Here is a 24,529-nt window from a genome sequence, read left to right as displayed (position 1 = left end):
ATACGCCTTACAGCAAACGTCCTGCCGCTGTCAGTTCGCAAGTCTCAGCTGAGACTTTTCTTCTTTCGTAAGACAGGTATTGTAATTGGGATGGTTAAGGCGATGGTAGAGATAGATGTCCTCATGCCAGGCTTCCGGCGGCACGGCCTTGAATGTATAGGCCGGAGAGAGGTGATCACGGAGCTGCTTCCGCTCCGGAGCGAGGTTGAACTGCCGGATCGCCTCCCGCTCGCCGATGCCGTCGGTATAGGCATTCTCCGGATATCCCCGGATGTCATCGAAGTAGCACCAGATACGCGGAAGAGTGTTCGCCTGGCTGAGAATACCGAACGCCGCCATCGTGGATGAGTAGAAGTCCAGGTCGAACATAATAGCCCCAATCGGGGCATGCGCCGCTGGCTCCCATCCGATCACTGTCTGTGCTACATCTCCGATGACCAGCTCAGCCCGCCCAGCGATGCGCGCCTCCAGAGCGGGACGGTCCATCTCGTAGGAGCCCGGAGGCCAGCAGTACAGCAGATCACGCGGGTCGCTGCTTGGCGGAAGTCCCTTCCCCGTATCGAACCCCACGACCCGAACCTCTACACCCATCTCTTTCTCAATCGCTCTTTTGTGCTCGCAGAGACAGATAAGCCCGTTCCCGCCGGCCACTCCGAACTCCAGAACAGTGATCGCCTTGTATCCAAGCGCTTTTGCTTCCTCTGCGGCATGGTAGAGGCACCATCCGTAATGAGGACGATTGACGGCTCCAAGATACAACCGGGAACGATAAGAGCCTGTCGGCCAGGTACGGAGCAGTTTGCGGATGGCCAGCGTTCTCAGCGGAACCGGCCTGGCCATGAGGGAAAAAACGCGCTCCTGCGTGCTCATAAATCTCCTTTGCCCAATTTTCCGGAGATGCCAGGCAGTCCTGAATCCATGAGGGGAATCCGCACGGTTCCAGATCTTCTTTCGCCCGCAACAGGCATCACCGGCAAAGCTTCCACTGTGTACTTACAGGCTACTATCTCCTGGCAGAGTAGAAACCGCAACCTTCAGATATGACTGTTCAGACATGGAATATTGTGCGGGATACGGATTTCATGAAAATGAATCCGCTGTTATCTCCTTCTCAATCGCGGCCGTGATCACCGGATCTTCCGGCGTCAACTCGGGCGAGAAGCGGGCGACAACGTTGCCTTTACGGTTAAGCAGGAACTTTTCAAAGTTCCAGAGGATGCCGGGGGCGGGGTTCGTGACGAGGCCATAGCCTTCGAGGTCGGCGCGAAACTTTCCCGGGTTCGGCGTCGTTGATTCGGGTTCGGCAGCGATAAGGGCCTGATAGAGCGGATGCGTGGCGTCGCCGGTGACGGTGATTTTTTCGTAGAGCGGGAACTCGACGCCAAAGTTCAGCGTGCAGAAGGACTGGATTTCGGCGTTGGTTCCGGGCTCCTGGCCGGCGAAGTCGTTGGCGGGAAAGCCGAGCACGACGAAGCCGCGGTCGCGGTACTGGCGGTAGATCTTTTCGAGGCCTTCGTACTGAGGCGTGAGACCGCACTTTGAGGCGACGTTGACGACGAGGGCGACATTGCCCTGAAACTCGCGCAGCGTGGCAGGCTCGCCGGTGATGCGGTTTACAGGGATGTCGTAGATCGGTGTGCTCATGATGGCTCCGTCGATGAGGTTGTTTCCAGGTAGATGCTTGGGACGCGCGCGGAGTTACGTGAAAATCAGGCTGCGTGGCTTTGGCGGGGGATTGCCGGGGTTTATCGGGAAACGACTTCTGCATCGGCTCGGTGGGGTCGTCCATCCAAAACGCATGCCGTCGTTCGGGAGCGGGCTGGGTTTTCAGAAGCGGGCTGGGAACGGCGGCGCACAAGGAGATTGGAATGCCGAAGATCGTTCGTTTTCATGAAGCCGGCGGGCCGGAGAAGCTGAAGTTCGAAGAGCAGCCGTCACGGCAGCCGGGCAAGGGAGAAGTGCGGCTGAGGGTCGAGGCGATTGGGCTGAACCGGGCGGAGTCGATGTTTTATCACGGCCAGTATGTGGAGGAGGCGCGTTTGCCCGCCGGGCTGGGATATGAGGCTGCGGGAGTCGTCGAAGCGGTGGGGCCGGACGTGGACAAAAACTGGCTGGGCAAGCGGGTGTCGACGATTCCGGCGTTTTCGATGAATCAGTATCCGATGGTGGCCGAGGAGGCGATTGCGCCGGTGTTCGCGCTGGGCGAGTATCCGGCGAACCTCTCTGCGGCGGAGGGCGCGGCGATCTGGATGCAATATGTGACGGCGTGGGGCGCGCTGATCGGAATTGCGAAGCTGACGCAGGGGGATTTCGTGATCATTCCGGCGGCGTCGAGCAGCGTGGGGCTGGCCGCGATCCAGATTGCGAAGGCGGAAGGCGCGGTGTCGATCGCGACGACCAGAAAGAACAGCAAGAAGGCCGAGATTGCTGCGCTGGGCGCGGACCATGTGATTGCGACGGAGGACGAGGATTTTGTGGCGCGGGTGTCGGAGATTACCGGCGGCAAGGGTCCGCGGGTGATCTTCGATCCGGTGGCCGGGCCGTTTCTGGAGACGCTGGCGCAGGTGGCGGCGCCGGAGGGGATCATCTTTCAGTACGGATGGCTTTCGATGGAGCCGACGCTGTATCCGCTGGTAACGGCGCTGGTGAAGGGCCTGAACATTCGCGGCTATACGCTGATGGAGTTCACGCAGAATCCGGAGCGGCTGCCTGCGGCGAAGAAGTATGTCTTCGACCGGCTGGCGGATGGGCGCTTTCAGCCGAAGATTGCGAAGACATTTCCGTTTGCACAGGTGGTGGAGGCGTACCAGTATCTGGAGTCGAACGCGCAGATCGGGAAGGTTGTGGTGACGGTTCCGTAAGGACGGACCGTTAGCTGACTTCACCAATGAGGGGGACGGCCTCTGCTTTCGCGGCGCGGATCAGGTCCGCATCGAGCGTGGCGAGGACTGTTCCATTGCGCTGCGCAAGTTCGAGATAGCACGCGTCGTAGACAGTGAGCCGGTGGGTCCGGGCAAGGCGCAACACCTCCGCTTCACTGGGCGCGCGATCGAGCGTGATGGGAAGCCCGGACAGGAAGCGCAGAAAAGCTGCGGTCTTCGCTTCGGTCAGTCGTCCGCGACGTTCGTTCATCAACAGAGCATTTCGAATTTCCAGCCACCAAAGGCTGGGCACTACGGCGGGATCGGTCTGCAGACGTTTCTCTGCCAGAGCGGCATGAGGATGACCTTCGTCGGAGAATGACCAGCTTAAGGTAATGGAAGCGTCCAGAACAAAGGGCATCAGTACTTTCTTCCTTCGTCCCGCGCTGAGAGTATCTCCTCGACAGTGATACGACCGTTGCTGCGGCGAAATTCCTTAAGTGCCGCAAAAGCCTCTGCGACTTTGTTTTGATCGGGTCTGGCTTCCGATGTCAACCGGGCAACGGGGCGGCCGTGGCGGGTAATCACCACGGTTTCTCCGCGCTCCACGTCGTCGAGGAGCTGCAGAAAGTGTGTTTTTGCCTGGGATGCCTGAACTTCTCTCATACAGACATTATTGACCAGTCATTTCGACTGGTCAATAATGTGGTTTCACTGCTTACGCCTGGCCGATGTGGATGTGGCTCTCGATCGGAATGCCGGCCCGGGTTTTGACTTCGATGCGCAGATGATTGCTCCGCGGGTCGGCTTCGATGCGCACATGGTCGCCGTGCAGCACTTCACCGTCGAGGATCTTCATGGCCAGCGGGTCCTGAATGAGGCGCTGTAAGGCGCGCTTCAGCGGCCGCGCTCCGTAGGCGCGATCGTAGCCCGAGGTCAGCAGCTGGTGGCGTGCCGCGTCGGTGAGCTCGATGGTGATATGACGCTCGGCCAGCAGCTTTTCGAGATCCTTCAGCCGCAGATCGACGATGTGCGTGAGCTGCTCCTCGCCGAGCGGACGGAAGATCACGATGTCGTCCACGCGGTTCAGGAACTCGGGACGGAAGCTCTGTTTGAGCACATCCATCACCTGGTTGCGGGCCTTCTCGAAGGCGACTTCGCTGGTAAGCGATTCGCCCTGCAGAAGTGCCGCGCCGAGGTTCGACGTCATGATGAGCACCGTGTTCTTGAAGTCCACCGTGCGGCCCTTAGAGTCGGTGAGGCGTCCGTCGTCGAGCACCTGCAGCAGGACGTTGAAGACATCCGAATGCGCCTTTTCAATCTCGTCGAAGAGGACGACGGCATAGGGACGGCGGCGAATGGCTTCGGTGAGCTGGCCGCCTTCGTCGAAGCCGATGTATCCGGGAGGCGCGCCGATGAGACGGGCCACAGAGTGCTTCTCCATGTACTCGGACATATCGATGCGGATCATGGCCTGCTCGTCGTCGAAGAGGAACTCAGCGAGAGCGCGGGCGGTCTCAGTCTTGCCGACGCCCGTCGGTCCAAGAAAAATGAAGGAGCCGATGGGACGCTTCGGGTCGCTGAGGCCGGCACGCGAGCGGCGGATGGCGTTGGCCACTGTCGTCAGGGCGTCGTCCTGCCCGATGACGCGCTCGCGCAGACCTTCTTCCATGCGGACAAGCTTCTTCACTTCGCCTTCGAGCATTTTGGTGACGGGGATGCCGGTCCACTTGCTGACGATGGAGGCGATGTCTTCTTCATCGACCTCTTCCTTGAGCATGCGGTGCGATCCGTCGGCGCCTTCCTGCTGCGCGTTGAGCTTCTTCAGTTCGGTTTCAAGCTTCGGCAGCTCGCCGTACTGAATCTGTGCGGCGCGTTCGAGGTTGCCGCGGCGGGTTTGCTCGTCGGCTTCGAAGCGCAGAGCTTCGACCTGCTTCTTGACGTCGCTGAGGCGGGTGATGGCCTCGCGCTCTTTCTGCCAGCGGGCGCGCAGGCCGGTGGTCCGCTCGCGCAGGGCGGCCAGCTCGCGCTCGACGGCTTCGAGGCGCTGCTTCGAGTTGTCGTCGCTCTCGCGCTTGAGGGCGGCGCGCTCGATTTCGAGCGACGTCGCCTGGCGCTCCAGCTCGTCGATTTCTGTGGGGACGGAGCCGATCTGGATGGCGAGCGACGCCGCTGCCTCGTCGACCAGATCGATGGCCTTGTCGGGCAGAAAACGGTCGGAGATGTAGCGGTGCGAGAGCGTCGCGGCGGCGACGATGGCCGCGTCCTTGATGCGAACCTTGTGGTGCGCTTCGTAGCGCTCCTTGAGACCGCGCAGGATGGCGATGGTGTCCTCGACATTCGGCTCGCCGACGAAGACGATCTGGAAGCGGCGCTCGAGGGCCGCGTCCTTCTCGATGTACTTGCGGTACTCGTTCAGCGTGGTTGCGCCGATGGCACGCAGCTCACCGCGAGCGAGCGCAGGCTTGAGCATGTTGGAGGCGTCGATGGCGCCCTCGGCTGCTCCGGCGCCGACGAGGGTATGCAGCTCGTCGATGAAGAGGACGATCTGCCCGTTCGACTCCTCGATCTCCTTGAGGACGGCTTTGAGGCGGTCTTCGAACTCGCCGCGATATTTTGCGCCGGCGAGCATGGAACCGAGGTCGAGCGAGATGACGCGCTTGTCCTTGAGAATTTCGGGCACGTCGCCGTGCACAATGCGACGCGCGAGGCCTTCGACGATGGCGGTTTTGCCGACACCAGGCTCGCCTATGAGCACCGGATTATTTTTGGTGCGGCGCGAAAGGACCTGGACGACGCGGCGAATCTCCTCGTCGCGTCCGATGACGGGATCGAGCTTGCCGCGGCGGGCGAGCTCGGTGAGGTCTTTTGCGTATTTTTCGAGCGCCTGGAACTTGGCTTCCGGATTCTGATCGATCACGCGCTGCGCGCCGCGCACGGTGCTGAGGCTCTTAAGGATCGCGTCGCGCGTGGCTCCGAAAGAGGCCAGCAGCAGAGCGGCGCCGTCGTTCTTCTGCCCGGCAAGGGCAAGCAGCAGATGCTCGGTCGAGACGTAGTCGTCCTTAAAATTTTCAGCCTCTTTGAAAGACTGCTCGAAGACTTTGTTGATTGCGTTCGAGGCCCCGGGCTGCGCGGATGCGCCGCTGACCTTGGGCAGCTTGCTCAGGGCGTCCTGCGCCTGCGCGGCAAGCTGCGGCGTGGGCACGCCGACCTTCTCCAGCACGGGCACGATGATGCCCTCTTTGTCGCCGAGGAGGGCGGCGAGCAGATGCAGCGGCAGCAGCTCGGGGTTGCCGTTTTCGGCGGCAAGCGCGCTCGCGGCCTGCACGGCCTCCTGCGACTTTACGGTGAATTTATCCCAGCGAATTGCCATGATTCTCCTGTAGCTGATGATGCGAGTAGCTGGTGAAACGGCCGGCGATGAAACCGTCAGCGGCAAGGCGGCCAGCGAGACAACCTGCCGACCGTTTTATGGCTGACTGCTAACTGCCTGCCCCAGGCGCACGGACCGAGTCCCTGCGCTCTGGCAGACCTCAACCTGCAGCTTATTCGACGCCACTATAGCACAAATGATTCATAAAATATGAGTGCATTCATATCAATAATAAGAGTCTGTGATAAACCCCTCATTTGAGTACGCTTTCCTCTCAATCGGCATTTTTTGAGATGGCTTCTTGACCTTCAGTATCCATCTTGACTAAGATAACTTAGCAGGATGACTCTGCCATGATTACTGCCACCATCTTCGAAGCAAAAACAAACCTTTCCGAGCTGGTAAAGAAGGCTCAGGCCGGCGAGGAGGTCGTCATCACCTCCGGCCGCGAGAAAACCCCGGTCGCTCGCCTGGAAGCCATTCAGCCGGTCGAGAAAAAGCGGCTGGGATTTCTCGCAGATCCGAATTTCGTCCTCGGAGATGCTTTCTGGGAGCCGCTCTCCGATGAGGAGATGGGCTTCGGTCCCGGAGAAGAAGACCCGCTGCTTTCCACTCCTGATCCGGCGATCCGCCGCGGCGACAGATGAAACTCCTTCTCGACACGCACACTCTGATCTGGGCTGGCCTGGCGCCGGCCGAGCTCAGCTCAAGCGCCCGCGCGCTGCTCACTGACGAAGCGAACCGTCTCTTTGTCTCCACAGCCACGGCCTGGGAGATTGCAACCAAAGTCCGTCTTGGTAAATTGCCCGGAGCCGAACGCCTTGAGCGCGAGTTCCTCGATCAGGTAACAGGCGCCGGCTATGAACTGCTGCCCATCTCCGCTGCCGTCGCTCTGCGGGCCGGCCGTCTCGCCGGGGATCATGGCGATCCATTCGATCGCATGATTGCGGCTCAGGCGCTGGCAGAAGACATGCTTGTGATCAGCAAAGACACGAAGCTCGACGCCTTCGGCGTTCGCCGCCTCTGGTAGGGCTGGCCGTCCGGGCATGCTGAAGCCGTGCACCGATACAGAACTGATTTCCCAGCAACCTCTTCAGTCGCTTTTGCAGCAGCTCTCTTTGTCGTCCGGTATGATTCGGCATCACGCAAACCGGCGCCGAAGGCGCGAGTGCCTGGACGGCGAGTCCCTGTTACCCTCAAAGAGTATGGTTAAGGGCATTACATGCATTCAGCCGGTCGCCTCGACTGAGCAGCTGGCGCTGCTCGAAAGCTTCTTTTCCGCGCTGGGGTTCGAGCCCGGCAAGGGCTGGGACGACGCTTCGGGCCGGGGCCGCGCCTTTCTCGCGCCCGTCGGCAATCTGGAGCTGATCGAGGGCGAGCTGCCTTCGCAAAAAGCAGGAATCTTCGTCGAGGTCACCAGCCTCGACTCCGTACGCGAGACCACGCAGGCATGGCTGAAGAAGCACGCTCCCTCCGCCGCCCTCGACGCGATCGCCGACACCGACTGGAAGAGCCGCCTCTTCGCTGTCGAGCCGGTTCCCGGCTTTTCCATCGCCTTCTGGGAGTGGCAGGAGCCGCTCAGGGGCAGGCCGGTCGCCCTTGAAGGCGACCTCTCCGCCGAAGGCATGAAGTTTGCCATTATCGTTGCCCGCTGGAATGCCGTGATCACCGACCGTCTGCTGCAGGGGGCTCTGGATTGCTTGTATCGCAGCGGCGCGAAGAAAGAAGACGTGCAGGTTCTGCGCGTGCCCGGCGCGTGGGAGATTCCCTCCGCCGCCCGCAAAATCGCCGAATCGAAGACCGTCGATGCCGTCATCACCCTCGGCCTGCTGCTGCGCGGCGAAACCGCCCACTACGAGGCCATCTATAACGAGGTCTCGCGCGGCATCGGCCAGTCGCAGCAGGAGACGGGCATTCCCCACGCCTTCGGTGTGCTGACCTGCGAGACGCTCGAGCAGGCGCTGGACCGCGCCGGTCTGAAGGCCGGCAACAAAGGCTTCGAGGCCGCCTCGGCCGCCATCGAGATGGTCTCGCTGCACAAAAAAATTGAGGTGAAGACGGGCGCGAAAGATGTCGAACAGAAGACAGGCGTCTCCGCATGACCATCACCGGCAAACGCCGTAAATCGCGGGAACTGGCCATGCAGATGCTCTTTCAGGGCGACGTAGGCAAACAGAACCCCGACGAGGTCCGCAAAAGCTTCTGGAAGACCCGCGACGATGTCGATGACGACACGCGCGGCTTCGCCGAAGACCTTTTCCGCGTGGCTACGGCGCGTGAGGAAGAGATCGACGCGCTGATCGTCGAGCACTCGAAGAACTGGAAGCTGGCGCGCATGGCCGCTGTCGACCGCAACGTGCTGCGCATGGCCATCGCCGAAATCATCGGCTTCTCCGGAACGCCCTTCCCTATTGTGATTAACGAGGCGCTGGAGATCGCGCGGCGCTACTCCGCGCCGGAGTCCATCAACTTCCTCAACGGCGTGCTGGATGCGGTGGCGAGAGCCAGACTGAGTGCGCGGTAGGGGACGGTGGAAAGTTGAATTGCGGTGAGAAGCATTTACCGAAAATCCCGTTTTGTGAGAGTTTCGCCTGAGATACGATGGCCTTCATGCAAATAGGTCATACTTTGCGTTTTTTTCTGCTTTCTTCACTCGCCTGCCTCTTGACTGGGAATATTTTGGCTCAACATATGAATGCGGCTGGAAATCCATGCCAGTCGATAGGTCCGGATTCTTCAGAGACGCAATGCTTCATAACGGCATCACAGGCTGCCGATAGGGAGTTGAACTCCTTCTATGGAAAACTTCGAGCACACTTGAGGTCCGACGACCTGAGTAACTTACAGGCAGCACAACGGCTTTGGATGCAGTTCCGTGATGCGAACTGCAAGGCTGAATACGATCTATATGAAGGCGGGAGTGCGGGGCCAATGGTACGTGCAGCTTGTATCGAGGCTGTCACTCGTCAGCGTACAGCAGAACTAAAGACCATATATGGCTGGGTGCTTGAGAAGTAACAATCTCTGCTCGCTAACAGCAGAAGATATGCGATATGCCCAGCAGCGTTATCCTGAAACATCTCAAAGGAACGTCTATGAAACTCCTTACCTGGCTGATGGAAACCTTTATCAACACCTTCGGCATCACCCGTCCCAGGCCCGAGCAGGAGCGCACCGCCAGCCTCATCATCGGAGGCTTTCTGCTGCTGATCATCCTTTTCGTCGCGAGCCTGACCAGCTTCTTCATCTATCAGCTTCGCGCCCCCGCCCATTGATCGCCGGAAGTTCCCTTTCCGGCACCTGCTCTTAAATTTGTGCGTATTGTCATATCTTTTTGACCGTCCGTTCGCGCTTTTTCCCGATTCTGTCCTCAGGGAGAGCCGATGCGTATCGCACGTTCTGTGCTGTTTCCTCTCACACACTGGAACTGGAAGGCGGCACTGCTCACCGCCGTCCTGCGCGGCTCTGCCTGCATCGCCGCCCTGCGCCACATGGAGCTGCACGCCCGCCAGCACTTCGGCATCGTCGAAGCCGCCTATGTTCTGCTCACCTCCGGCGTCTTCTCCGCATGGCAGCAGCAGTCGCTCAGTATCCGCTCACGGCGTCTCGGATGGTTCACCTGCGTCTTCGCCGTTCCGCTCAGCTCGCTCGGTCTTGACACATTGCTGCACCTCCGTCTCGACCACGGCAACATGCGCGCCCTGGGCATCTCGGCGCTCGTCTTTACCCTGGTCTCGGCCATGTTTCACTGGCATGTCATGCAGAACGGCGCCATGATTGTCGGCGAGAGCTCGCGCTCGCTCTGGACCGACCTCCGTCAGATGCCACGCCTCGTGCTCTCCTTCATCCGCACACCGCTTTCCTGGCTCGGGACCGCCGGAGATTCCGCGTCCGAGGCCGCCGAGTGCGAGGCCGAGCTGGCCGCATAAACGCCTTCGCAGCCCTTTTCATTCGCAGCGCTCTCTTCGCTTTCAGCCTGTCGAAGGTCTTTGTTTGCGCCCCGGCTGCGGGTACGCACAAAATAGCGAGGATGGAGTAACCTGCAGAGTGCGCTCCGGAAGACATGCCGGCCGCCGAAGATCGGCGCTCATCACGCTTTTTATGGCGGCGGGGCTTTGCGTCGCCGCCGCGCAGCCGCAAAAAAACGCAGCCGCCGCTGTGCCCGATCTGCAGCCCACCACGCGCATTCCGGTAGAGCCCCTGGGATTTATGCCGCAGGGCGGCTTCTACATGAGCTACCGCCTCTCGTCGGCCTCGCTCGGCTTTCTCGACAACGATCACCTGCTCTTCACCTTCCGCCCCGGCGGGCTGATGAAGCGCCTTCCCGGCGACGAGGATGGCGACGAGGATCAGGACATTCGCGCCGTCGTCCTCGACATCGCCACCGGCAAGGCCGGTCAGCCGGCGGAATGGCGCATGCACGACCGCTCCCGCTATATGTGGCCCGTCGCCGGCGGCGAGTTTCTTATCCGCATGCGAAACTCGCTCTTTCTGACCGACAGCTCACTGCGCCTCCGGCCCTGGCTGAACCTTCCCGAAGATCTGCGCGCCGTGCAAATCTCGCCCGACGGCACTACTCTCGCCCTTGAAATGAACGAGCCCGCTCCGCCCGCCTCGCAGAACACCGTGCTGGGCGACAAGCCGGCCGCACCCGAAAAGAAGATCAAAATCATCATCGTTCCCGTAGGCTCGCACGATGCCGAGGCGGCATCGGAGACTCACAACCCCGTCATGCTGCCGATGATTCCCGGCGGCCTGCTCGAAACGCTCGAAGGAAAGAAAGCGGACACCTGGGCCATCCGCAGCGTTCTCTTTCGCGGAGACCCGAAGATCGTAGCCGAGGTCCAGTCGCGGTGCCAGCCTACGCTCAACCCGGTCAGCGCCACCGTCACCCTGGTGGTCGGCTGCTATCAGAGCCTCGGCGACCAGCATGTCGTCGCGCTCTCGGCTGACGGGCACCAGTTGTGGGAGCAGAGATGGCAGGCCCGATACGTCTGGCCGACCTTCGACTTCGCGCGGAACGGCAGCCGCTTCGTCTACTCCACCCTCGACCTCGGACGCCCCATCGGCACCATGGACCCCTTCGACAGCACCGACGTGAAGGCGCAGATGGTGGGCGTCTTTGACACCGCAACCGGCAAACTTGCTCTGGTCCGCAACGCCTCGCCCGTCATGAGCGCGGGGCAGAACTACGCGCTCTCTGCCGACGGGCGGCGCTTCGCCATCCTGCGCGACGATGCCATCGAGATCTACGACCTTCCGCCCGTGGCGGAGCCTGCGCCCGGTCCGGCAGCGCAGACCCAGGCCAGTAAACAGGGCTCAGGCAAAAAGTAGAAGCGCGCAGGAGACAGAGCGCACCGGCTCACGCCGATCAGTGCACCCCGGCGGCCAGCAGCGTGGCATTCGCCTGGTTCCGTCGAACCGGATGCCCCGGAACCCTGCCTGCCGGCGAGTAGCTTTTGTACACCGTGATATGGAAGCAGGCCTGGTAGAACTCCTCTTCCACGTCGATCCGTCCTGCCGCCTGCAGCGGCATCAGCCAGGCGCGCATCCAGGCAATCTCGGAAAACGACATGCCGCGCTTGCCGATATCCACCGCCGCCCCGGTCAGGTGCGGCGAAGCGATCTCGCCCGTCGCGGCCGCGGCGTTGCCGTTGATCTCCATCAGCCGCCGCTGATAACTCACCGTCCGCACCGCCGAGTTCACCCGCAGCGGCCTGCGAAAGCGCGTATTGTGCGCACGGGCCAGATCCATCAGAAATCGCGCCGTCCAGGGACGGCAGTAGCGCCGGTCGGCCGGAATCTCCGGATTCACCTGAAGACCGGCAACCGCGGGCACCACCACCAGCTTGTGATCGTCGCGCAGCTCGTCCAGCTCGGCCGTGTCCTGAATCCGCTTCAGGCCGTCGGCTTCGGTCCGCTCGTTCTGGCGCATCAGCGAGGCCAGAGTTCCGCGCATCGGCGGCAGCGCTCCCGCGCGTGTCAGCCGGTACGCCGGAATCGATGTGGTCACCACCGGCACCGTCGGCTCCAGCTCGGCAGCCTGCATCTCGGCCTTTGCCTCTGTCTGTGGGCTGCGGCTCGCCGTCTCCGTCGCGCGGTGGTGCGCCGTCGTGCGCACATGGCTCACGGCGCGAGCATGACTCACACTATGGCGGCGATGATGATGGCGGCGCACGGCCGCTGAGGCCGGCAGCGCAGACGCGAAAACCAGCAGAAGGACCAGCGAAAAACCAGAACTGCGCATTGTTGGGGACCGCCGAAAATCGACCCGAGCACTCTGAGAATATCGAACCCGGAACGGCCGGGGAAGTACTTCGGCGGGTTCATGTACAAAAACCTCTTGGCCCGCGCCGCTGCTGAGCAGGTTTTCGGGGCAAATTTTCTGAACGCTTTCACCCTGCCGGAGTAAAATCCGGGCCAGTTGGAAGACGCCGCTTTTTAACCCGATCTCCGGAGGCTCCATGACCGACATCCACGCTGCGACCATTCCCGAAGGTACCCGGCTCAGCGAAGGCCAGCGCATCGTCGACACGTTCACCGCTCCCTCAAAGACCTTCACCGACATCCTCCGCAGCTCGGCATGGTGGGGACCGTTTCTGGTTCTGCTCATCGTCAGCATCGGCTTCTCCTTTGCCGTGCAGCAGAAGGTCGGGTGGGCAAGAGTCTTTGAGAGCAACCTGCACCAGAGCCCGAAGCAGGAAGAGCGCTTTGCCCAGATGCCCGCCGAACAGGCGGCGAACGCAAAAGCACTCGGGCAGAAGATCACCGCCGTCATCGCCTACAGCTACTCCGTCGTGGTCCTGATCATCACCGTCGTCAGCGCGCTGCTGATCTGGGTTACGGTCAACTTCGGCTTCGGAGGCACCTCGAAGTTCGGCCAGATTTATGCGGTCAGCATGTACGCCACGCTGGTCATGAACATAAAGTATCTGCTGGCCATCGTCGCGCTCTTCGCCGGACTCGCGCCCGACTCATTCACGCTTCAGAACCCGGTCGGCACCAATCTCGGCTACTACCTCAGCAGCGATCTTCCCCGCTGGCTGACGCTGCTCTGCACGCACATCGATCTCTTTGAGATCTGGTCGGTGATCCTCTCCACCATCGGCGTGGCAGTCGTGGCAAAGGTCTCGCGCGGCAAAGCCGCCGCCGCCGTCTTCGGCTGGTGGATCATCCTGGTACTGCTCAGCGTTGTGCTTGCTTCCTGAAGCGAAGGCGGGAGCCGTTTTATTCAGGAGAGCAGCCGTTTAATTCCCGTCCTCGATCGGCGTCAGCGCGTGCCGGTTCTCCGGCTTGCGAGGGTCCACCCCGAAGTCCCACACATCGAGGTTGACCTCGCCCGGAGAGAGAATCTCCATCAGCGCGTACTCGCCGAAGTCCAGCGGATACTTCGGCGTCAGCTTCATCCAGTAGCCGCCCGGCAGAATCTCCGCCTTCGTCGGCACGATGTCCTCCGACTGCGTCACCTTGCCCAGCATGCTCACGCGCATCGCTCCGATCGTGCGCAGTGTGCGGCGCGTCTCCACCCGCACAATCGCATAGCGGCTGTCCGGCGAGCTGTGCGAAACCGCCTTTTTATCATCCTTCACTGAGCTGGCTCCGCCCGTATTCACCGTCAGCGCCCCGTCCGGCCCCGCAGTCTCCGCATCGCCGTGATCGAGACTCACATACAGCACCGGCTGGTTCACGTGCAGCTGTATCTTCGACTCCGGCCCGTCGAGCTGAATCAGCTCCTTCGCGCCGCCCAACGGCGCAATCGCCGCGCGCAGAATAGTGTGGCCCGTATCCCGGTTTACATTGCCGTTGCTCTGCTCCAGATGCACCAGCTCCGGAATCCCCTGCCACGTATCGAGCGCAAAGATGCCGCTCTCATCCGGCAGCCGCAGTCCCGGAGCCACCACCGGCATCCGGTTCTTCTCCGCGGCGCGCTCCGCCTGCTCTTCCTTATCGATCTCCGCGGCAGTATTCTGCGCGGCATTATCGTCCGGAGCGGCCGCCGGATTTGCCCCCGGCGCATGATCCCGGTTCCACTTGTCCGTCGCCGGCCAGTCGACCAGCGCATACGGAATCTCCTCCACCTGCCCGTTTCGCTCCGCGCTGGTGTAACGCACCCGGTCGCCGACGACCTCGTACTTCAGCACCACCTGGTACGAGCCGTCCTTCAGAATCAGCCGCTTCCGCTCCGCCTGCGCAAAGCCGGGAATCGCCACCCCAAAGAGCAGAGCCACAAGCAGCAGAAGAGCCGGAATCAGGCGCACAGGTCGCATCTGCACCATTAGACACCGCGTCGCCAAAGCCGTCATCGCCCTCCATCCCTTTGTCTTTCATCCCGATTCATTTCCGCGAGGCTCGGGATGGCGTATGGGCCCAGCCGGAAAGATCGCCTCAAAGCCTCATCTTCACGCCGGCACTCCACCGGTCGGATAAATCTTTCAGGCTTTCAATCAATCACTTGATTAAATATCCAATCAGATGATAGTCTCCTCTTGAAATGGCCAGAACCGACACCGCCGCCGGGCTTCTCCCGGTCACCACCGAACAGATTGACAGGCGGATGAGCCTCCTCCAGGCCGCCTTCGATGTCATCGCCGAGGCGGGATTCGAAGGGTTGCGTACCCGCGCCGTCGCGCAGCGCGCCGGGGTCAACGTCGCGACCCTCCACTACTACTTCCCCACCAAAGAGACGCTGATCCACGGCCTCGCCGAGTTTCTGGCAACGATCTTTGCCACGCTCCATGCGCCGGAGGCGCCCTCGACCGGCTATCGCGCCCTCGACCACCTCCGTCAGGAGTTCACCGACATGCACTTCTACCGCGAGCACCATCCGCAGCTCGGCATCGTTCTGGCGGAGCTGGCGCTGCGCGCCGGCCGCGACGCCACCGTTCGAGCAGCCCTCGACATCATGATGGGCAAATGGCGGTACTGGATCGGAACCATCGTATCCACCGGCATCGGAGACGGCACCTTTCGCCCCGGGCTCGATCCGGAGATCACCACGTCCACACTGATGGCCATCCTCGGCGGCGCGCCGGCACTGGGCATGGAGGCCGTCGAAAACATTCGTCTGGGCGTCGAGGAATGGCTTCTCGCGCCCGCCATAAAGGAAAAGCTGAAGGGAGCAAACGCATGAACCGCGATCTGCATGTGCTCGTCATCGGCGGAGGCATCGGAGGCCTCTGTCTGGCGCAGGGACTGAAAAAATCCGGCGTCTCCGTCACCGTCTGCGAGCGCGATACCTCAGCGGCGGCGCGTCTGCAGGGCTTTCGCATCCATATCGACCCGCAGGGCAGCCAGGCGCTCCACGACTGTCTCCCCGAGCACCGCTGGAACCTCTTCACCGCCACCTGCGGCGACTATGGACGCGGCTTCACGCTTCTGAGCGAAAAGCTCGACGAGCTGATGCAGTATCGCGAGCCGCATGAGACCGCCGACCCCGTCCGGCGTCATCGCTCCGTCAGCCGCTCGACGCTGCGCCAGGTGCTTCTGGCCGGACTCGGCGACACCGTCCGCTTCAACCGCCGCTTCGTTCGCTACGAGCGCGGCCCGGAAGGACGCATCACCGCCTTCTTTGAAGACGGCTCGACGGAGCAGGCCGATGTGATGGTAGCCGCCGACGGCGTCAATTCACGCGTCCGCGAGCAGTACCTGCCCGGCAACGAACCCGTCGATACAGGCTCGATCAGCCTGGGCGGAAAGATTCCCCTCACCGATGGCGTCATGGCGCTGCTGCCGCCCTGCCTGCTCGACGGACCGGCCATCGTTCTGCCTCCATCGCCCGCTAACCTGTTTATGGCGGCATGGCGGCGCTCCGCCCATGCAAAGGAGATGGCCCGCCAGCTCCGGGATGCCTCGCCCGCCTCCCGCGCCGTGACCGACGACGAAGGCGATTACGTCGTGATGGCGCTCGGCGCGCGCCGCGAGTACTTCCGCCTCAACTGCGAGCCCGAAGAGATGACTCCCGCACAGATGCTCGACCTGATGCGGAGCAAAGTCTCCGCCTGGCATCCGAATCTGCGCAAGCTGGTCGAGATGATGAATCATGACCTGGGCTTTCTGAACATTCGCACCTCCCGGCCGGTGGCGCCATGGACGCCGACGAACATCACGCTGCTCGGCGATGCCATTCACAGCATGACGCCCTACCGCGGCGTCGGCGCCAACATCGCTCTCCGCGACGCCGGCCAGCTCTGCGCCGCTCTCGCCGCTGCCGCTCGCGGAGAACGGCCGCTGACCGAGGCCATCGGCGAGTATGAGGCGCAGATGCGTGTCTACGGCTTCCACGCCGTCTCCGAATCGCTGAAGTCGCTCGAACAGGCCATCAGCGAGAAGAAGTTCGGCTTCCGCGTGGCCATGTCGGCCATGCGCATGGCAAACCATGTGCCGGCACTGCGAAGAAAGATGGTTGCAAGCCTTGAAGCCCGCCCGCCGAAGAGCGTCGCGCAGGCATCCTGAGCTTTATCTCTGACGATTTTTCTTGCTGTCCGCCATATATTCACTATTATTGAAGAAATGGCAAAGCGAACCTTTCTCGGCGAGTTCGAGCTGATGATCCTGCTGGCGATCCTCCATCTGGGAGACGAGGCCTATGGGGTTCCTGTATCGCGCGAGCTTGAAAATTACTGCGGCCGCAGCATTGCGCTGGGCAGCGTTTACGCATCGCTGGAGCGCATGGAGAACAAGGGTCTGGTCAGCTCCAGCGTCGGCGATCCCACGCCGGAACGCGGGGGAAAGGCGAAGCGCTATTTTCGCGTGACCGGAGAGGGACTGCGCGAGGTGCAGGAGACGCGCCAGGTGCTGACCCGGCTCTGGCAGGGCCTGCCGCAGATAACGGAATGGAAGGGGAGGCAGGCATGAACTCCGGACGTCCGCCCGTAATTGCGACCTGGCTGATGGAACATCTGACTCCCGGCGGCAGGGACGAAGCGCTGGCCGGCGACCTGCTCGAAGAGTTCCTGCATGGGAAGACGGCCGGCTGGTACCGGTGGCAGTGCGCGGCGGTGGTTGCAGCCGGATACCGCGAAGCGCTGCGCACGCGCTGGCCGGCGGCGATCTTTGCCGCGGCGTGGGTCATCCCGGTGCCGGCGACATTTTTCCGGATCGCCACCGATGCGCGGCTGTCGAGGCTCTTCAACAGCGCCTGGGAGCTGCCGTGGCCCTGGTCGACAATGTGCGAGATGAGCTTTTATGTGGCGGCGAATCTGCTGTTCCTGTGGACCGGGCTGCTGACTTACCTTGCGCTGCATGCGCTGACGATGCGGGAGGAGCGGGTGCGCGTGCTGCGCGGGCTGGCGCATTGTTCTCTGCTGTACCTTCCGCTCTCGATCGCGTGGGCGGTGCTGACGGGGCTGATGCAGACGCCGGGACATCCGGTGGATATCCGGCACACCGCCGCCGTGGAGCTGATCCTCGATCCGCACTTTCTGCCCATGCGCGTGCCGTTCTTTCTGAGCCTGCTGCTCTCCACCTGGGCAGCGCTGCCCGCCAGGAAGCGGCATTCCGGAAAGATTGCGGCCTGAAGCTCGACCCTTTTGCACGTTAACCGTGAGGCGCGGTCATGGAACTGCCTGTCTTCAGCAAATCGGATGCGTCGGCTGACCCCTCTTCTGCCCCGGAGACGCGCGCCCGCATTCTCTGCGGAACACTGGCGGCCCTTCTTGTGGTGCTGGCCTTTTGCAATCCGCCTGCGCACGCTCTTTCCGGTCCCGCGATTTTTCTTCTGGCTGCGGGATATATCTGCTTTGCGACTGCCGCGGGGTTTGCCGGTGCGCTGATTCCGCGCCGCCGGAAATCGGAGCTGGGACCGGAAGGGGAATCGGAATGGGACCTGAAACGCAGCCCGGAACGGATCTTTGAGCGGATCTGTCTTTCCGGCGCGGCGGCACGCGGCGCGGCTCTGAGCTGGATACTGCTTGCGCCTGCCGTGCTGCTGCTGCGCGAAGCCTCAATGTGGGCGCTGCCGGTGACCGCGGCTGCGTCGGCCGCGCTTGCCGTGTGTCTGCGCAGGGCTGCGCCGGAGGAGACGTCCCCTTCCGCCGTATGGATGACATATCGGCAGGAAACACCGTACTTTGCGGAGCCGCTGCGCTTTTTGCCGAGGCGCCGGATGGCGGTGCTGTCGTCGATCTGTCTGCATGGAACAGTGCTGGTGCTGCTGATTCCCGCAATCTTTGCCGGCAGCGTGCTGCTGGCTGCGGCCGTCTTCGGTCCGGCAGCGCAGGTTGCCGGATGGAAGGCGGCACCGGATGAACCACGGAAAAACGCGGTCCGCGCGACGCTGCGGCTGACGCTGGGAACGGTCTTCGCGCTTTTCATTTTGTTCCTGGCGATGCTGCCGTGGCTGCCGGGCGGGACGATTCCGCCGGGGATGGCGGCGGTGCAGGATCGGGCGCAGGCCGCCGCCCGGGCTGCATCGGCCGCGGCAAAGGAGGCTTCCGCAGGCGCGCCGGAGAAAGGATTCCGGGCGATGATTCTGTGGCCCGCGCCGGAGAAGAAGCCCGTTGTTCTTCCTCCCGTGCCGCATCCGGTTCGTTCTCCTCTGAGCAGGCTTTCCGCTCCGCTGGTAATTCCCTTCAATGGTCCGTACTGGTATTCGAGAGAGCCGGGAAAGTGGCCGGGCGCGAATGCCCATGTCGCCCACGGAAGTCCGCTGACAACAAAGATCCACTCAACGGACTGGAAGCCGCTGCTGATGGCGGCCCATCAGCAGCTGGGCACGGCGATCGATCTGAACTGCTGCAGCCGTATCGAGCTCACCATTCGCAATGGCGACCCGCACGCGGAAAGCATAGCCGTGGGAATTTATCTGACGGATTCCACCCTGCCCGGCAAACCATCGCAGTATCTGGGTGCGGAGCCGGTTCTTCCAGGCGCGGAAATGGGCATGGACTCCGGCCTTTCGACGGCCCGCGTTCGGGAGCAGACCCTGACATTCCCGATGCGCGACGAGGGCCGCATTCGCAAATTCGATGAGATTACGGTCGTCTATCTGACCGGAATGGATCACTCGACCGAGGGAGCGAGGATCGCCGTACGGTCCTTCACTCTGTTTCCGCGCCAGCGCCCTTGAACCTTTCCGGAGAGGCATCAGCCTCTTTCTGCATCGAGCGCCGCTTTTGGTTATCCTCAAAGGTATGCGTTTCCCTGTAGTTCCTGTGGTTTGTGTTCTGGCGGGACTCTGTCTCTCCGCCTCGGGCCAGTCGACAACCGGCCAGCAGCCCTCGGGCTCCCAGGCCGCCGCCGCTCCGGCGACCTCGAGCGGCGCCTCTGCCCAGACTGCGGCTCCCGCCCCGGCCACACCGCCGCTGCGGCTGGAAAACCTGCCTCCCGAGCCGCACACGCCCACGCCGGAAGAGCAGGCCGAGATGCAGCGGCAGCGGCAGGTCGCCGCCATCAACCGCATCGCCACCATGCAGGCCCACTGGGGCGTGGCCATGTCCACGCCGGGCGTCTCCCTCTCGATGAAGGAAGTCGGCCGCACGAAGACGCCGCAGGGTACCGAGCTCACCTACCGGGTATCGGCCATCGGCTTTACCGCCGGCGAAAAGCTCGCGTTCATGCGCTGGCCGCTCGATGGAAATATTGAGACGACGATGGATAATCTGACCGTCAGCCCGAGCGGCGAAGCCATCTGCGGCCCTGCCCCCACCGCAGCCGACCCCACCTCCTGCACCAAAACCATGGAGGCCAGTCAGCCCCTCGAAGTAAAGGCCACGGTCGCGCCCGGAGAAGCCATCCGCATCGCGCTGATCGACGCCGACCAGAAGCGCGGAGCGGCGACTTCTGTCGTGCCCTTTCCTATCGCCGGAGCGGACAAGGGCTGCAAAATCGAGCTGCTTCTCGGTCTGAAGAATGCCGGACTGGTGCTGATCGAAGGCGAAGGCTTTCCTCCGAACGCCTCGCTCGCGCTCAATACCAGCTCCTTCGGAGAAAAGAGCGCTCTGAACGCAAAAACGGACCCCGGCGGCCATCTGATCGTGGCCATGATGCCCGGCGTCAAAGGACACGCCTCCGGCGCGACCACGGTGAGCTATCAGGGAACCGCCTGCTCCCCCTCGCTCACCTTCCCGTGGGGCGCAGACAGCTACAAAGCGCAGTAAAGCAAAGCCTTTCGGGTACTCCGCAGCAAAAAAACCGCCCGGCCCGCGCACCTCAGACAACTTCAGCCGCTGCAGCAGCCCGGCGGCTGAGGTTACCTCTCCCGCCACCCGAAAGGCTCTTCCCTTCGCCGCCGCTTCCTGCGATACTTGATTGTGCCAACCGGGTTCGCCCATCCCACACAATTGAAGAAGGTGATGCAGGAATGTCCGCAAAGTACATCTTTGTGACCGGCGGAGTTGTGTCCAGCCTAGGCAAGGGTCTTGCTGCGGCCTCGATCGGCTGTCTGCTCGAAAGCCGCGGCCTCAAAGTCAATCTGATGAAGTTCGATCCGTACCTGAACGTCGATCCGGGCACCATGTCGCCCTTTCAGCACGGCGAAGTCTTCGTCACCGACGACGGCGCGGAGACCGATCTCGACCTCGGCCACTATGAGCGCTACACGCACGCAAAGCTCACGCGTGACAATAACCTGACCACCGGCCGCATCTACGAGCAGATCATCACCAAAGAGCGGCGCGGCGATTACCTCGGAAAAACCGTTCAGGTCATCCCCCACGTCACCAACGAGATCAAAAACGCCATGCGCAAGGTGGCCTCGGAAGGCGACGTGACCATCGTCGAAATCGGAGGCACCGTCGGCGATATCGAATCGCTGCCCTTCCTCGAAGCCATCCGCCAGATGCGCCAGGAGCTGGGCCGCGAGAATACTGTTTTCGTCCATGTCACGCTGGTTCCGTGGATCAGCGCCGCGCAGGAGCTGAAGACCAAGCCGACGCAGCACTCCGTCAAGGAGATGCTCTCGATCGGCATTCAGCCCGACATCCTGCTCTGCCGCACCGACCGCTTCCTCTCGCACGAGATCAAGAGCAAGATCGCGCTCTTCTGCAATCTCGAAGAGAAGGCCGTCATCGCCGCGAAAGATGTCGAGTCCATTTATGAAGTGCCGCTCAACTTCTCCCACGAGGGCGTCGACAAACTGGCGCTCAAATATCTGCACATCGAAAGCCGCGAGCCCGACCTGAGCCGCTGGACGGAGCTGGTGCGCCGCTGCTACAACCCGCAGGACGACGTCTCCATCGCCATCGTCGGCAAGTATGTCGAGTATGAGGACAGCTACAAGTCTCTGAAAGAAGCCCTCGTCCATGGGGCGCTCGCCCATAATCTGCGCCTGCGCGTGACGTGGATCGAGGCCGAAGGCCTCGAAGCTGCCGACTATGAGAAGCAGCTGGAGGGTTTCGACGGCATTCTGGTGCCCGGAGGCTTCGGCAAGCGCGGCATCGAAGGCATGCTGAATGCAATCCGCTACGCCCGCGAAAACAGGGTGCCGTACTTCGGCATCTGCCTCGGCATGCAGACGGCGTGCATCGAGTTCGCCCGCAACGTCTGCGGCCTGGCTGCCGCCAACTCCAGCGAGTTCGACCCGGCCACGCCGCACCGCATCATCTATAAGCTGCGCGAGCTGACCGGCGTCGAGGAGATGGGCGGTACGATGCGCCTCGGTGCCTGGACCTGCATCCTCCAGCCCGATTCCCTCGCCTCGCAGTCCTACGGGAAAACCGAGATCAGCGAACGTCACCGTCACCGTTACGAATTCAACCGCGAATACGAAGCGCTGCTCACCGGCGCCGGGCTGCGCATCACCGGCACCACTCCCGACGCGACCTATGTCGAAATCGTCGAGATCCCCGACCACCCCTTCTTCCTCGGCTGCCAGTTCCACCCCGAGTTCAAATCGAAGCCGCTCGAGCCGCATCCGCTCTTCAGCGCCTTTGTGAAGGCCAGCTACGCGAACCGCACAAAGAATCTGCCCGCAAGGCAGCGCGAAGAAGACGCGGCTCGCATCACGGCATAACGATCCGCTCCGCCAGATCGGGCGCGAGCGCCTGAAAATGGCGGAGATTGAGCGTGTGGATTTTTTCCGCCCCGCACTTTCGCGCACACGCCAGCAAAAGAGCGTCGTACACACGCCCACCACCCACTCCTGCTTCAGCGGCGGTCTTCAGCGTGTGAAGATATTCCTTTTCGGAGAGAGCGACCGTGGAAAGCCGTTCGCATACTTCTCCGGTCACCAGAATGCCTTCTTCAGGCCGCAGGCGAAGCGGATGCGGAAGACGCGTGATGACGGAATACAGCTCCGCGAGTGTATGACTGCTGCATGCCGCCACCTCAGGACGCATTTTCCCCAGCAGTGCTTTGCACTCCCGGTGCTTCGCATTGGACTCGAGAAAAGCCGCAATCAGCACGGAGGTGTCGAGAAAATGCTTCACTCGGCATCACCCGGGTTCGCGCCCAGGCGAATCAGGTCCTGAATTCTTTCTTCCCGGTGTTCATCGATCAGGCCTGAGGCAGAGATGCCTCCGGCTTCCCCGGTAATGACCCACATTCCATCCCTTTTCACCAGCCCGCCACGGCGGTGAGGCCGCAATACAATCGTGTCGTCATGCTGCTCGACATCCAGCAGCTCGCCCGATTTCAGGTGCAGGGCATCCCGCATGGCCTTCGGGACCACCAGGCGTCCGGCTTTATCGATGCTGGTAGTGGCATTCATAATGCCATTTTACCATTTCAAATGGCACCAGCCGAAATTACGATAAAACGGGCTCATCCCACATCCAATCCTGCATGGTGACCCTGCCTCCTCCTCATGCTCAGCGGCGTACCTCGTTCTGGAAATACCTGCTCCTCGGCCCGCTGCTTGGACTTCTGTTCGGGTTCGGTATCCTCGCCTGGTTTCTGCACGCGGCCACGCAGGGCGTGTGGGACCGCGTCGCCACCGTAGTGAGCGGCCGTCCGCTGCACATCGACACCACACAGCCGACGGTCGTCAGCCGCATCCAGCGCCTGGCCCGCCTCGAAACCGTCACTTACACCATGGACAAGGTCGTCGAAGGCGACCGCGAGGGCCGCGTTCTGCCCGAATTCCTGACCGGAGACAAAATTCTGCTGACCGTGCACGGCGAGGCCATCGCCGGCATCGATCTGCACCAGCTCACCCCGGCCGATGTGCAGGTTAGCGGAAGCAGCGTGCATCTCCATCTGCCCGCCGCACAGATCTTTACCGTCACCCTCGACGACGAGAAGACCCGCGTCTACTCGCGCTACACCGGCATTCTGGTGCCCGCCGACCCGAACCTCGAAAGCGAGGTGCGCGCCAAAGCCGAGCAGGATCTGCGCCAGTCTGCCCTCGCCGCCGGAATCCTCAACACCGCGCATCAGAACGCCTGCTCCACCGTGACCACGATGCTGCTTGGCCTCGGCTTCCATCAGGTCGACTGCTCCTGAATCTGTGGTTGAATAACCCTTGTGAGCCATCCATCTGACAGCCGTGCATTTGAAATCGGCCCCGTCCATGTGGGCACCGGTCAGTTATTTCTGGTCGCCGGTCCCTGCGTCATCGAAAGCGAAGCGCATGTGCACAAAATAGCCGATGCGATCCAGCGCATCACCTCCGACCTGGGCGTGCCGTATATCTTCAAGGCCAGCTACGACAAGGCCAACCGCACCTCCGTCAGCAGCTTTCGCGGACCCGGCCTGATCGAAGGCACGGCGATTCTGCGCCGCCTGGCCGAGGCCACCGGACTGCCCGTTCTGACCGATGTGCATGAGCCTTCGCAGTGTGAAGTGGCCGCCGAAGGCGCCGATGTGCTGCAGATTCCGGCCTTTCTTTGCCGGCAGACCGATCTGCTCGTGGCCGCGGGTAAAACCGGCCGCGCCATCAATGTGAAGAAAGGCCAGTTCGTCGCCCCGACCGACATGCAGCATGCGGTCGAGAAGGTCGCCACCACCGGCAATACGCGCGTCTTTCTCACCGAGCGCGGCGCGAGCTTCGGCTACCACAATCTTGTTGTCGATATGCGCTCGCTGGCCATCATGCGGCGGCTGGCTCCCGTCGTCTTCGACGGCACGCACTCCGTGCAGATGCCTTCCGCCGCTAACGGCGTCTCCGGCGGCCAGCCCGAGTTCATTCCGCTGCTGGCGCGCGCCGCCGTCGCTGCAGGCATCGACGGACTCTTCCTTGAAGTGCACGACAATCCTGCCGAGGCAAAGTCCGATGGAGCGAACGCGCTTGACCTGAAGAACCTGCGACCTCTGCTCGAAACGCTGCTGGCCATCCACGCCGCTGCGCAAACCGTATAGCAGGAAGCAGCGTCTGAACATTGGGACTGCGTGTTCAGACAAAAGCGCAGAGCTTTGGACC

Annotated in this window: 28 protein-coding genes; 19 read left to right on the top strand and 9 right to left on the bottom strand. The window is 62.1% G+C overall.

Annotated features, from left to right (window positions below; translation table 11 throughout):
* Positions 1–30 precede the first annotated feature (30 nt).
* Both D0Y96_RS08795 and D0Y96_RS08790 read right to left on the bottom strand, forming a co-directional pair.
* Complete coding sequence (locus D0Y96_RS08795) at positions 31–870, bottom strand: hypothetical protein (protein ID WP_117299004.1); 840 nt, start codon at positions 868–870, stop codon at positions 31–33.
* 210 nt (positions 871–1,080) lie between these two features.
* Positions 1,081–1,644 (bottom strand): glutathione peroxidase, encoded by a 564-nt coding sequence (locus D0Y96_RS08790; RefSeq protein ID WP_117299003.1) that lies wholly within the window; start codon positions 1,642–1,644, stop codon positions 1,081–1,083.
* Positions 1,645–1,868: 224 nt separating this feature from the next.
* Between D0Y96_RS08790 and D0Y96_RS08785 the strand changes: the two genes are divergently transcribed.
* Positions 1,869–2,861, top strand: a complete 993-nt coding sequence (locus D0Y96_RS08785; protein ID WP_117299002.1) for a zinc-dependent alcohol dehydrogenase family protein — start codon at positions 1,869–1,871, stop codon at positions 2,859–2,861.
* Between the two features lie 10 nt (positions 2,862–2,871).
* On the opposite strand, the gene D0Y96_RS08780 is transcribed toward D0Y96_RS08785, so the two are convergent.
* From D0Y96_RS08780 to clpB, 3 genes are read right to left on the bottom strand one after another with little or no spacing between them, the layout of a single operon-like run.
* Complete coding sequence (locus tag D0Y96_RS08780; RefSeq protein WP_117299001.1) at positions 2,872–3,282, bottom strand: type II toxin-antitoxin system VapC family toxin; 411 nt, start codon at positions 3,280–3,282, stop codon at positions 2,872–2,874.
* Positions 3,282–3,527, bottom strand: coding sequence for a type II toxin-antitoxin system Phd/YefM family antitoxin (locus tag D0Y96_RS08775; protein WP_117299000.1), 246 nt, complete (start codon positions 3,525–3,527; stop codon positions 3,282–3,284). The genes D0Y96_RS08780 and D0Y96_RS08775 overlap by 1 nt, the downstream gene beginning before the upstream one ends.
* Positions 3,528–3,579: 52 nt before the next feature.
* Positions 3,580–6,234: an ATP-dependent chaperone ClpB gene (clpB, locus tag D0Y96_RS08770; protein ID WP_117298999.1), complete on the bottom strand. Its 2,655-nt coding sequence runs from the start codon at positions 6,232–6,234 to the stop codon at positions 3,580–3,582.
* Positions 6,235–6,587: 353 nt separating this feature from the next.
* Here clpB and D0Y96_RS08765 point away from each other — a divergent pair, with 353 nt between their 5' ends.
* From D0Y96_RS08765 to D0Y96_RS08730, 8 genes are all read left to right on the top strand, one after another.
* The gene (locus D0Y96_RS08765; protein ID WP_117298998.1) at positions 6,588–6,881 is read left to right on the top strand and encodes a type II toxin-antitoxin system Phd/YefM family antitoxin; all 294 of its coding nucleotides are present in this window, start codon (positions 6,588–6,590) and stop codon (positions 6,879–6,881) included.
* The gene (locus D0Y96_RS08760; protein ID WP_117298997.1) at positions 6,878–7,264 is read left to right on the top strand and encodes a type II toxin-antitoxin system VapC family toxin; all 387 of its coding nucleotides are present in this window, start codon (positions 6,878–6,880) and stop codon (positions 7,262–7,264) included. Before D0Y96_RS08765 ends, D0Y96_RS08760 begins: the two co-directional genes overlap by 4 nt.
* 175 nt (positions 7,265–7,439) lie before the next feature.
* The gene (gene ribH, locus D0Y96_RS08755; RefSeq protein ID WP_117298996.1) at positions 7,440–8,336 is read left to right on the top strand and encodes a 6,7-dimethyl-8-ribityllumazine synthase; all 897 of its coding nucleotides are present in this window, start codon (positions 7,440–7,442) and stop codon (positions 8,334–8,336) included.
* Entirely contained in the window at positions 8,333–8,758 is a 426-nt protein-coding gene (nusB, locus tag D0Y96_RS08750; RefSeq protein ID WP_117298995.1) for a transcription antitermination factor NusB, read from the top strand. Before ribH ends, nusB begins: the two co-directional genes overlap by 4 nt.
* A gap of 77 nt (positions 8,759–8,835) precedes the next feature.
* A complete protein-coding gene (locus D0Y96_RS08745; protein ID WP_117298994.1) occupies positions 8,836–9,252 on the top strand; it encodes a lysozyme inhibitor LprI family protein in 417 nt (138 codons plus the stop codon).
* Between the two features lie 77 nt (positions 9,253–9,329).
* On the top strand, positions 9,330–9,509 hold the full coding sequence (locus D0Y96_RS08740) for a hypothetical protein (protein ID WP_147324986.1): 180 nt from the start codon (positions 9,330–9,332) through the stop codon (positions 9,507–9,509).
* Between the two features lie 108 nt (positions 9,510–9,617).
* Positions 9,618–10,163 carry a hypothetical protein gene (locus tag D0Y96_RS08735; RefSeq protein WP_117298992.1) on the top strand — a complete coding sequence of 182 codons (546 nt, stop codon included), beginning with the start codon at positions 9,618–9,620 and terminating at the stop codon, positions 10,161–10,163.
* Positions 10,164–10,281: 118 nt separating this feature from the next.
* Positions 10,282–11,568 (top strand): hypothetical protein, encoded by a 1,287-nt coding sequence (locus D0Y96_RS08730; RefSeq protein WP_147324984.1) that lies wholly within the window; start codon positions 10,282–10,284, stop codon positions 11,566–11,568.
* A 37-nt stretch (positions 11,569–11,605) separates the two neighbouring features.
* On the opposite strand, the gene D0Y96_RS08725 is transcribed toward D0Y96_RS08730, so the two are convergent.
* Positions 11,606–12,481 carry a DUF5715 family protein gene (locus D0Y96_RS08725; RefSeq protein ID WP_117298990.1) on the bottom strand — a complete coding sequence of 292 codons (876 nt, stop codon included), beginning with the start codon at positions 12,479–12,481 and terminating at the stop codon, positions 11,606–11,608.
* Between the two features lie 217 nt (positions 12,482–12,698).
* Here D0Y96_RS08725 and D0Y96_RS08720 point away from each other — a divergent pair, with 217 nt between their 5' ends.
* Positions 12,699–13,442: a YIP1 family protein gene (locus D0Y96_RS08720; RefSeq protein ID WP_117298989.1), complete on the top strand. Its 744-nt coding sequence runs from the start codon at positions 12,699–12,701 to the stop codon at positions 13,440–13,442.
* A 39-nt stretch (positions 13,443–13,481) separates the two neighbouring features.
* On the opposite strand, the gene D0Y96_RS08715 is transcribed toward D0Y96_RS08720, so the two are convergent.
* Positions 13,482–14,492, bottom strand: a complete 1,011-nt coding sequence (locus D0Y96_RS08715) for a hypothetical protein (protein ID WP_147324982.1) — start codon at positions 14,490–14,492, stop codon at positions 13,482–13,484.
* A 233-nt stretch (positions 14,493–14,725) separates the two neighbouring features.
* Between D0Y96_RS08715 and D0Y96_RS08710 the strand changes: the two genes are divergently transcribed.
* The 7 genes from D0Y96_RS08710 (at position 14,726) to pyrG (ending at position 22,183) form a co-directional block, all read left to right on the top strand.
* Entirely contained in the window at positions 14,726–15,364 is a 639-nt protein-coding gene (locus D0Y96_RS08710; RefSeq protein ID WP_117298987.1) for a TetR/AcrR family transcriptional regulator, read from the top strand.
* Entirely contained in the window at positions 15,361–16,686 is a 1,326-nt protein-coding gene (locus D0Y96_RS08705) for an FAD-dependent oxidoreductase (RefSeq protein WP_158562320.1), read from the top strand. Before D0Y96_RS08710 ends, D0Y96_RS08705 begins: the two co-directional genes overlap by 4 nt.
* Positions 16,687–16,743: 57 nt before the next feature.
* Entirely contained in the window at positions 16,744–17,088 is a 345-nt protein-coding gene (locus D0Y96_RS08700) for a PadR family transcriptional regulator (protein ID WP_117298985.1), read from the top strand.
* Positions 17,085–17,750: a hypothetical protein gene (locus D0Y96_RS08695; RefSeq protein WP_147324981.1), complete on the top strand. Its 666-nt coding sequence runs from the start codon at positions 17,085–17,087 to the stop codon at positions 17,748–17,750. Before D0Y96_RS08700 ends, D0Y96_RS08695 begins: the two co-directional genes overlap by 4 nt.
* A gap of 38 nt (positions 17,751–17,788) precedes the next feature.
* Positions 17,789–19,300 (top strand): hypothetical protein, encoded by a 1,512-nt coding sequence (locus D0Y96_RS08690; protein ID WP_117298983.1) that lies wholly within the window; start codon positions 17,789–17,791, stop codon positions 19,298–19,300.
* Positions 19,301–19,364: 64 nt separating this feature from the next.
* Positions 19,365–20,330, top strand: coding sequence for a hypothetical protein (locus D0Y96_RS08685; RefSeq protein WP_147324979.1), 966 nt, complete (start codon positions 19,365–19,367; stop codon positions 20,328–20,330).
* Positions 20,331–20,533: 203 nt separating this feature from the next.
* Positions 20,534–22,183, top strand: a complete 1,650-nt coding sequence (gene pyrG / locus D0Y96_RS08680) for a CTP synthase (RefSeq protein WP_117298981.1) — start codon at positions 20,534–20,536, stop codon at positions 22,181–22,183.
* On the opposite strand, the gene D0Y96_RS08675 is transcribed toward pyrG, so the two are convergent.
* Entirely contained in the window at positions 22,173–22,598 is a 426-nt protein-coding gene (locus tag D0Y96_RS08675; protein ID WP_117298980.1) for a PIN domain-containing protein, read from the bottom strand. The two genes, pyrG and D0Y96_RS08675, sit on opposite strands and share 11 nt — an antisense overlap.
* Entirely contained in the window at positions 22,595–22,879 is a 285-nt protein-coding gene (locus D0Y96_RS08670; RefSeq protein ID WP_117298979.1) for an AbrB/MazE/SpoVT family DNA-binding domain-containing protein, read from the bottom strand. Before D0Y96_RS08670 ends, D0Y96_RS08675 begins: the two co-directional genes overlap by 4 nt.
* A 74-nt stretch (positions 22,880–22,953) precedes the next feature.
* Between D0Y96_RS08670 and D0Y96_RS08665 the strand changes: the two genes are divergently transcribed.
* Positions 22,954–23,613: a DUF4230 domain-containing protein gene (locus tag D0Y96_RS08665; protein WP_117298978.1), complete on the top strand. Its 660-nt coding sequence runs from the start codon at positions 22,954–22,956 to the stop codon at positions 23,611–23,613.
* Positions 23,614–23,634: 21 nt separating this feature from the next.
* Positions 23,635–24,468 carry a 3-deoxy-8-phosphooctulonate synthase gene (kdsA, locus tag D0Y96_RS08660; protein ID WP_117298977.1) on the top strand — a complete coding sequence of 278 codons (834 nt, stop codon included), beginning with the start codon at positions 23,635–23,637 and terminating at the stop codon, positions 24,466–24,468.
* The last annotated feature ends 61 nt before the right edge of the window (positions 24,469–24,529 follow it).

It is taken from the genome of Paracidobacterium acidisoli (assembly GCF_003428625.2).
GTDB lineage: Bacteria > Acidobacteriota > Terriglobia > Terriglobales > Acidobacteriaceae > Paracidobacterium > Paracidobacterium acidisoli.
Note: the sequence above shows the minus strand (reverse complement) of the source record. Positions and strands in the feature narration are given on the sequence as shown.

What these genes read in the sequence shown, in the direction of transcription:
- D0Y96_RS08795 (WP_117299004.1), bottom strand. Translation starts at nt 870, where the DNA reads ATGAGCACGCAGGAGCGCGTTTTTTCCCTCATGGCCAGGCCGGTTCCG.
- D0Y96_RS08790 (WP_117299003.1), bottom strand. Translation starts at nt 1,644, where the DNA reads ATGAGCACACCGATCTACGACATCCCTGTAAACCGCATCACCGGCGAG.
- D0Y96_RS08785 (WP_117299002.1), top strand. Translation starts at nt 1,869, where the DNA reads ATGCCGAAGATCGTTCGTTTTCATGAAGCCGGCGGGCCGGAGAAGCTG.
- D0Y96_RS08780 (WP_117299001.1), bottom strand. Translation starts at nt 3,282, where the DNA reads ATGCCCTTTGTTCTGGACGCTTCCATTACCTTAAGCTGGTCATTCTCC.
- D0Y96_RS08775 (WP_117299000.1), bottom strand. Translation starts at nt 3,527, where the DNA reads ATGAGAGAAGTTCAGGCATCCCAGGCAAAAACACACTTTCTGCAGCTC.
- clpB (WP_117298999.1), bottom strand. Translation starts at nt 6,234, where the DNA reads ATGGCAATTCGCTGGGATAAATTCACCGTAAAGTCGCAGGAGGCCGTG.
- D0Y96_RS08765 (WP_117298998.1), top strand. Translation starts at nt 6,588, where the DNA reads ATGATTACTGCCACCATCTTCGAAGCAAAAACAAACCTTTCCGAGCTG.
- D0Y96_RS08760 (WP_117298997.1), top strand. Translation starts at nt 6,878, where the DNA reads ATGAAACTCCTTCTCGACACGCACACTCTGATCTGGGCTGGCCTGGCG.
- ribH (WP_117298996.1), top strand. Translation starts at nt 7,440, where the DNA reads ATGGTTAAGGGCATTACATGCATTCAGCCGGTCGCCTCGACTGAGCAG.
- nusB (WP_117298995.1), top strand. Translation starts at nt 8,333, where the DNA reads ATGACCATCACCGGCAAACGCCGTAAATCGCGGGAACTGGCCATGCAG.
- D0Y96_RS08745 (WP_117298994.1), top strand. Translation starts at nt 8,836, where the DNA reads ATGGCCTTCATGCAAATAGGTCATACTTTGCGTTTTTTTCTGCTTTCT.
- D0Y96_RS08740 (WP_147324986.1), top strand. Translation starts at nt 9,330, where the DNA reads ATGAAACTCCTTACCTGGCTGATGGAAACCTTTATCAACACCTTCGGC.
- D0Y96_RS08735 (WP_117298992.1), top strand. Translation starts at nt 9,618, where the DNA reads ATGCGTATCGCACGTTCTGTGCTGTTTCCTCTCACACACTGGAACTGG.
- D0Y96_RS08725 (WP_117298990.1), bottom strand. Translation starts at nt 12,481, where the DNA reads ATGCGCAGTTCTGGTTTTTCGCTGGTCCTTCTGCTGGTTTTCGCGTCT.
- D0Y96_RS08720 (WP_117298989.1), top strand. Translation starts at nt 12,699, where the DNA reads ATGACCGACATCCACGCTGCGACCATTCCCGAAGGTACCCGGCTCAGC.
- D0Y96_RS08710 (WP_117298987.1), top strand. Translation starts at nt 14,726, where the DNA reads ATGGCCAGAACCGACACCGCCGCCGGGCTTCTCCCGGTCACCACCGAA.
- D0Y96_RS08705 (WP_158562320.1), top strand. Translation starts at nt 15,361, where the DNA reads ATGAACCGCGATCTGCATGTGCTCGTCATCGGCGGAGGCATCGGAGGC.
- D0Y96_RS08700 (WP_117298985.1), top strand. Translation starts at nt 16,744, where the DNA reads ATGGCAAAGCGAACCTTTCTCGGCGAGTTCGAGCTGATGATCCTGCTG.
- D0Y96_RS08695 (WP_147324981.1), top strand. Translation starts at nt 17,085, where the DNA reads ATGAACTCCGGACGTCCGCCCGTAATTGCGACCTGGCTGATGGAACAT.
- D0Y96_RS08690 (WP_117298983.1), top strand. Translation starts at nt 17,789, where the DNA reads ATGGAACTGCCTGTCTTCAGCAAATCGGATGCGTCGGCTGACCCCTCT.
- D0Y96_RS08685 (WP_147324979.1), top strand. Translation starts at nt 19,365, where the DNA reads ATGCGTTTCCCTGTAGTTCCTGTGGTTTGTGTTCTGGCGGGACTCTGT.
- pyrG (WP_117298981.1), top strand. Translation starts at nt 20,534, where the DNA reads ATGTCCGCAAAGTACATCTTTGTGACCGGCGGAGTTGTGTCCAGCCTA.
- D0Y96_RS08670 (WP_117298979.1), bottom strand. Translation starts at nt 22,879, where the DNA reads ATGAATGCCACTACCAGCATCGATAAAGCCGGACGCCTGGTGGTCCCG.
- D0Y96_RS08665 (WP_117298978.1), top strand. Translation starts at nt 22,954, where the DNA reads ATGGTGACCCTGCCTCCTCCTCATGCTCAGCGGCGTACCTCGTTCTGG.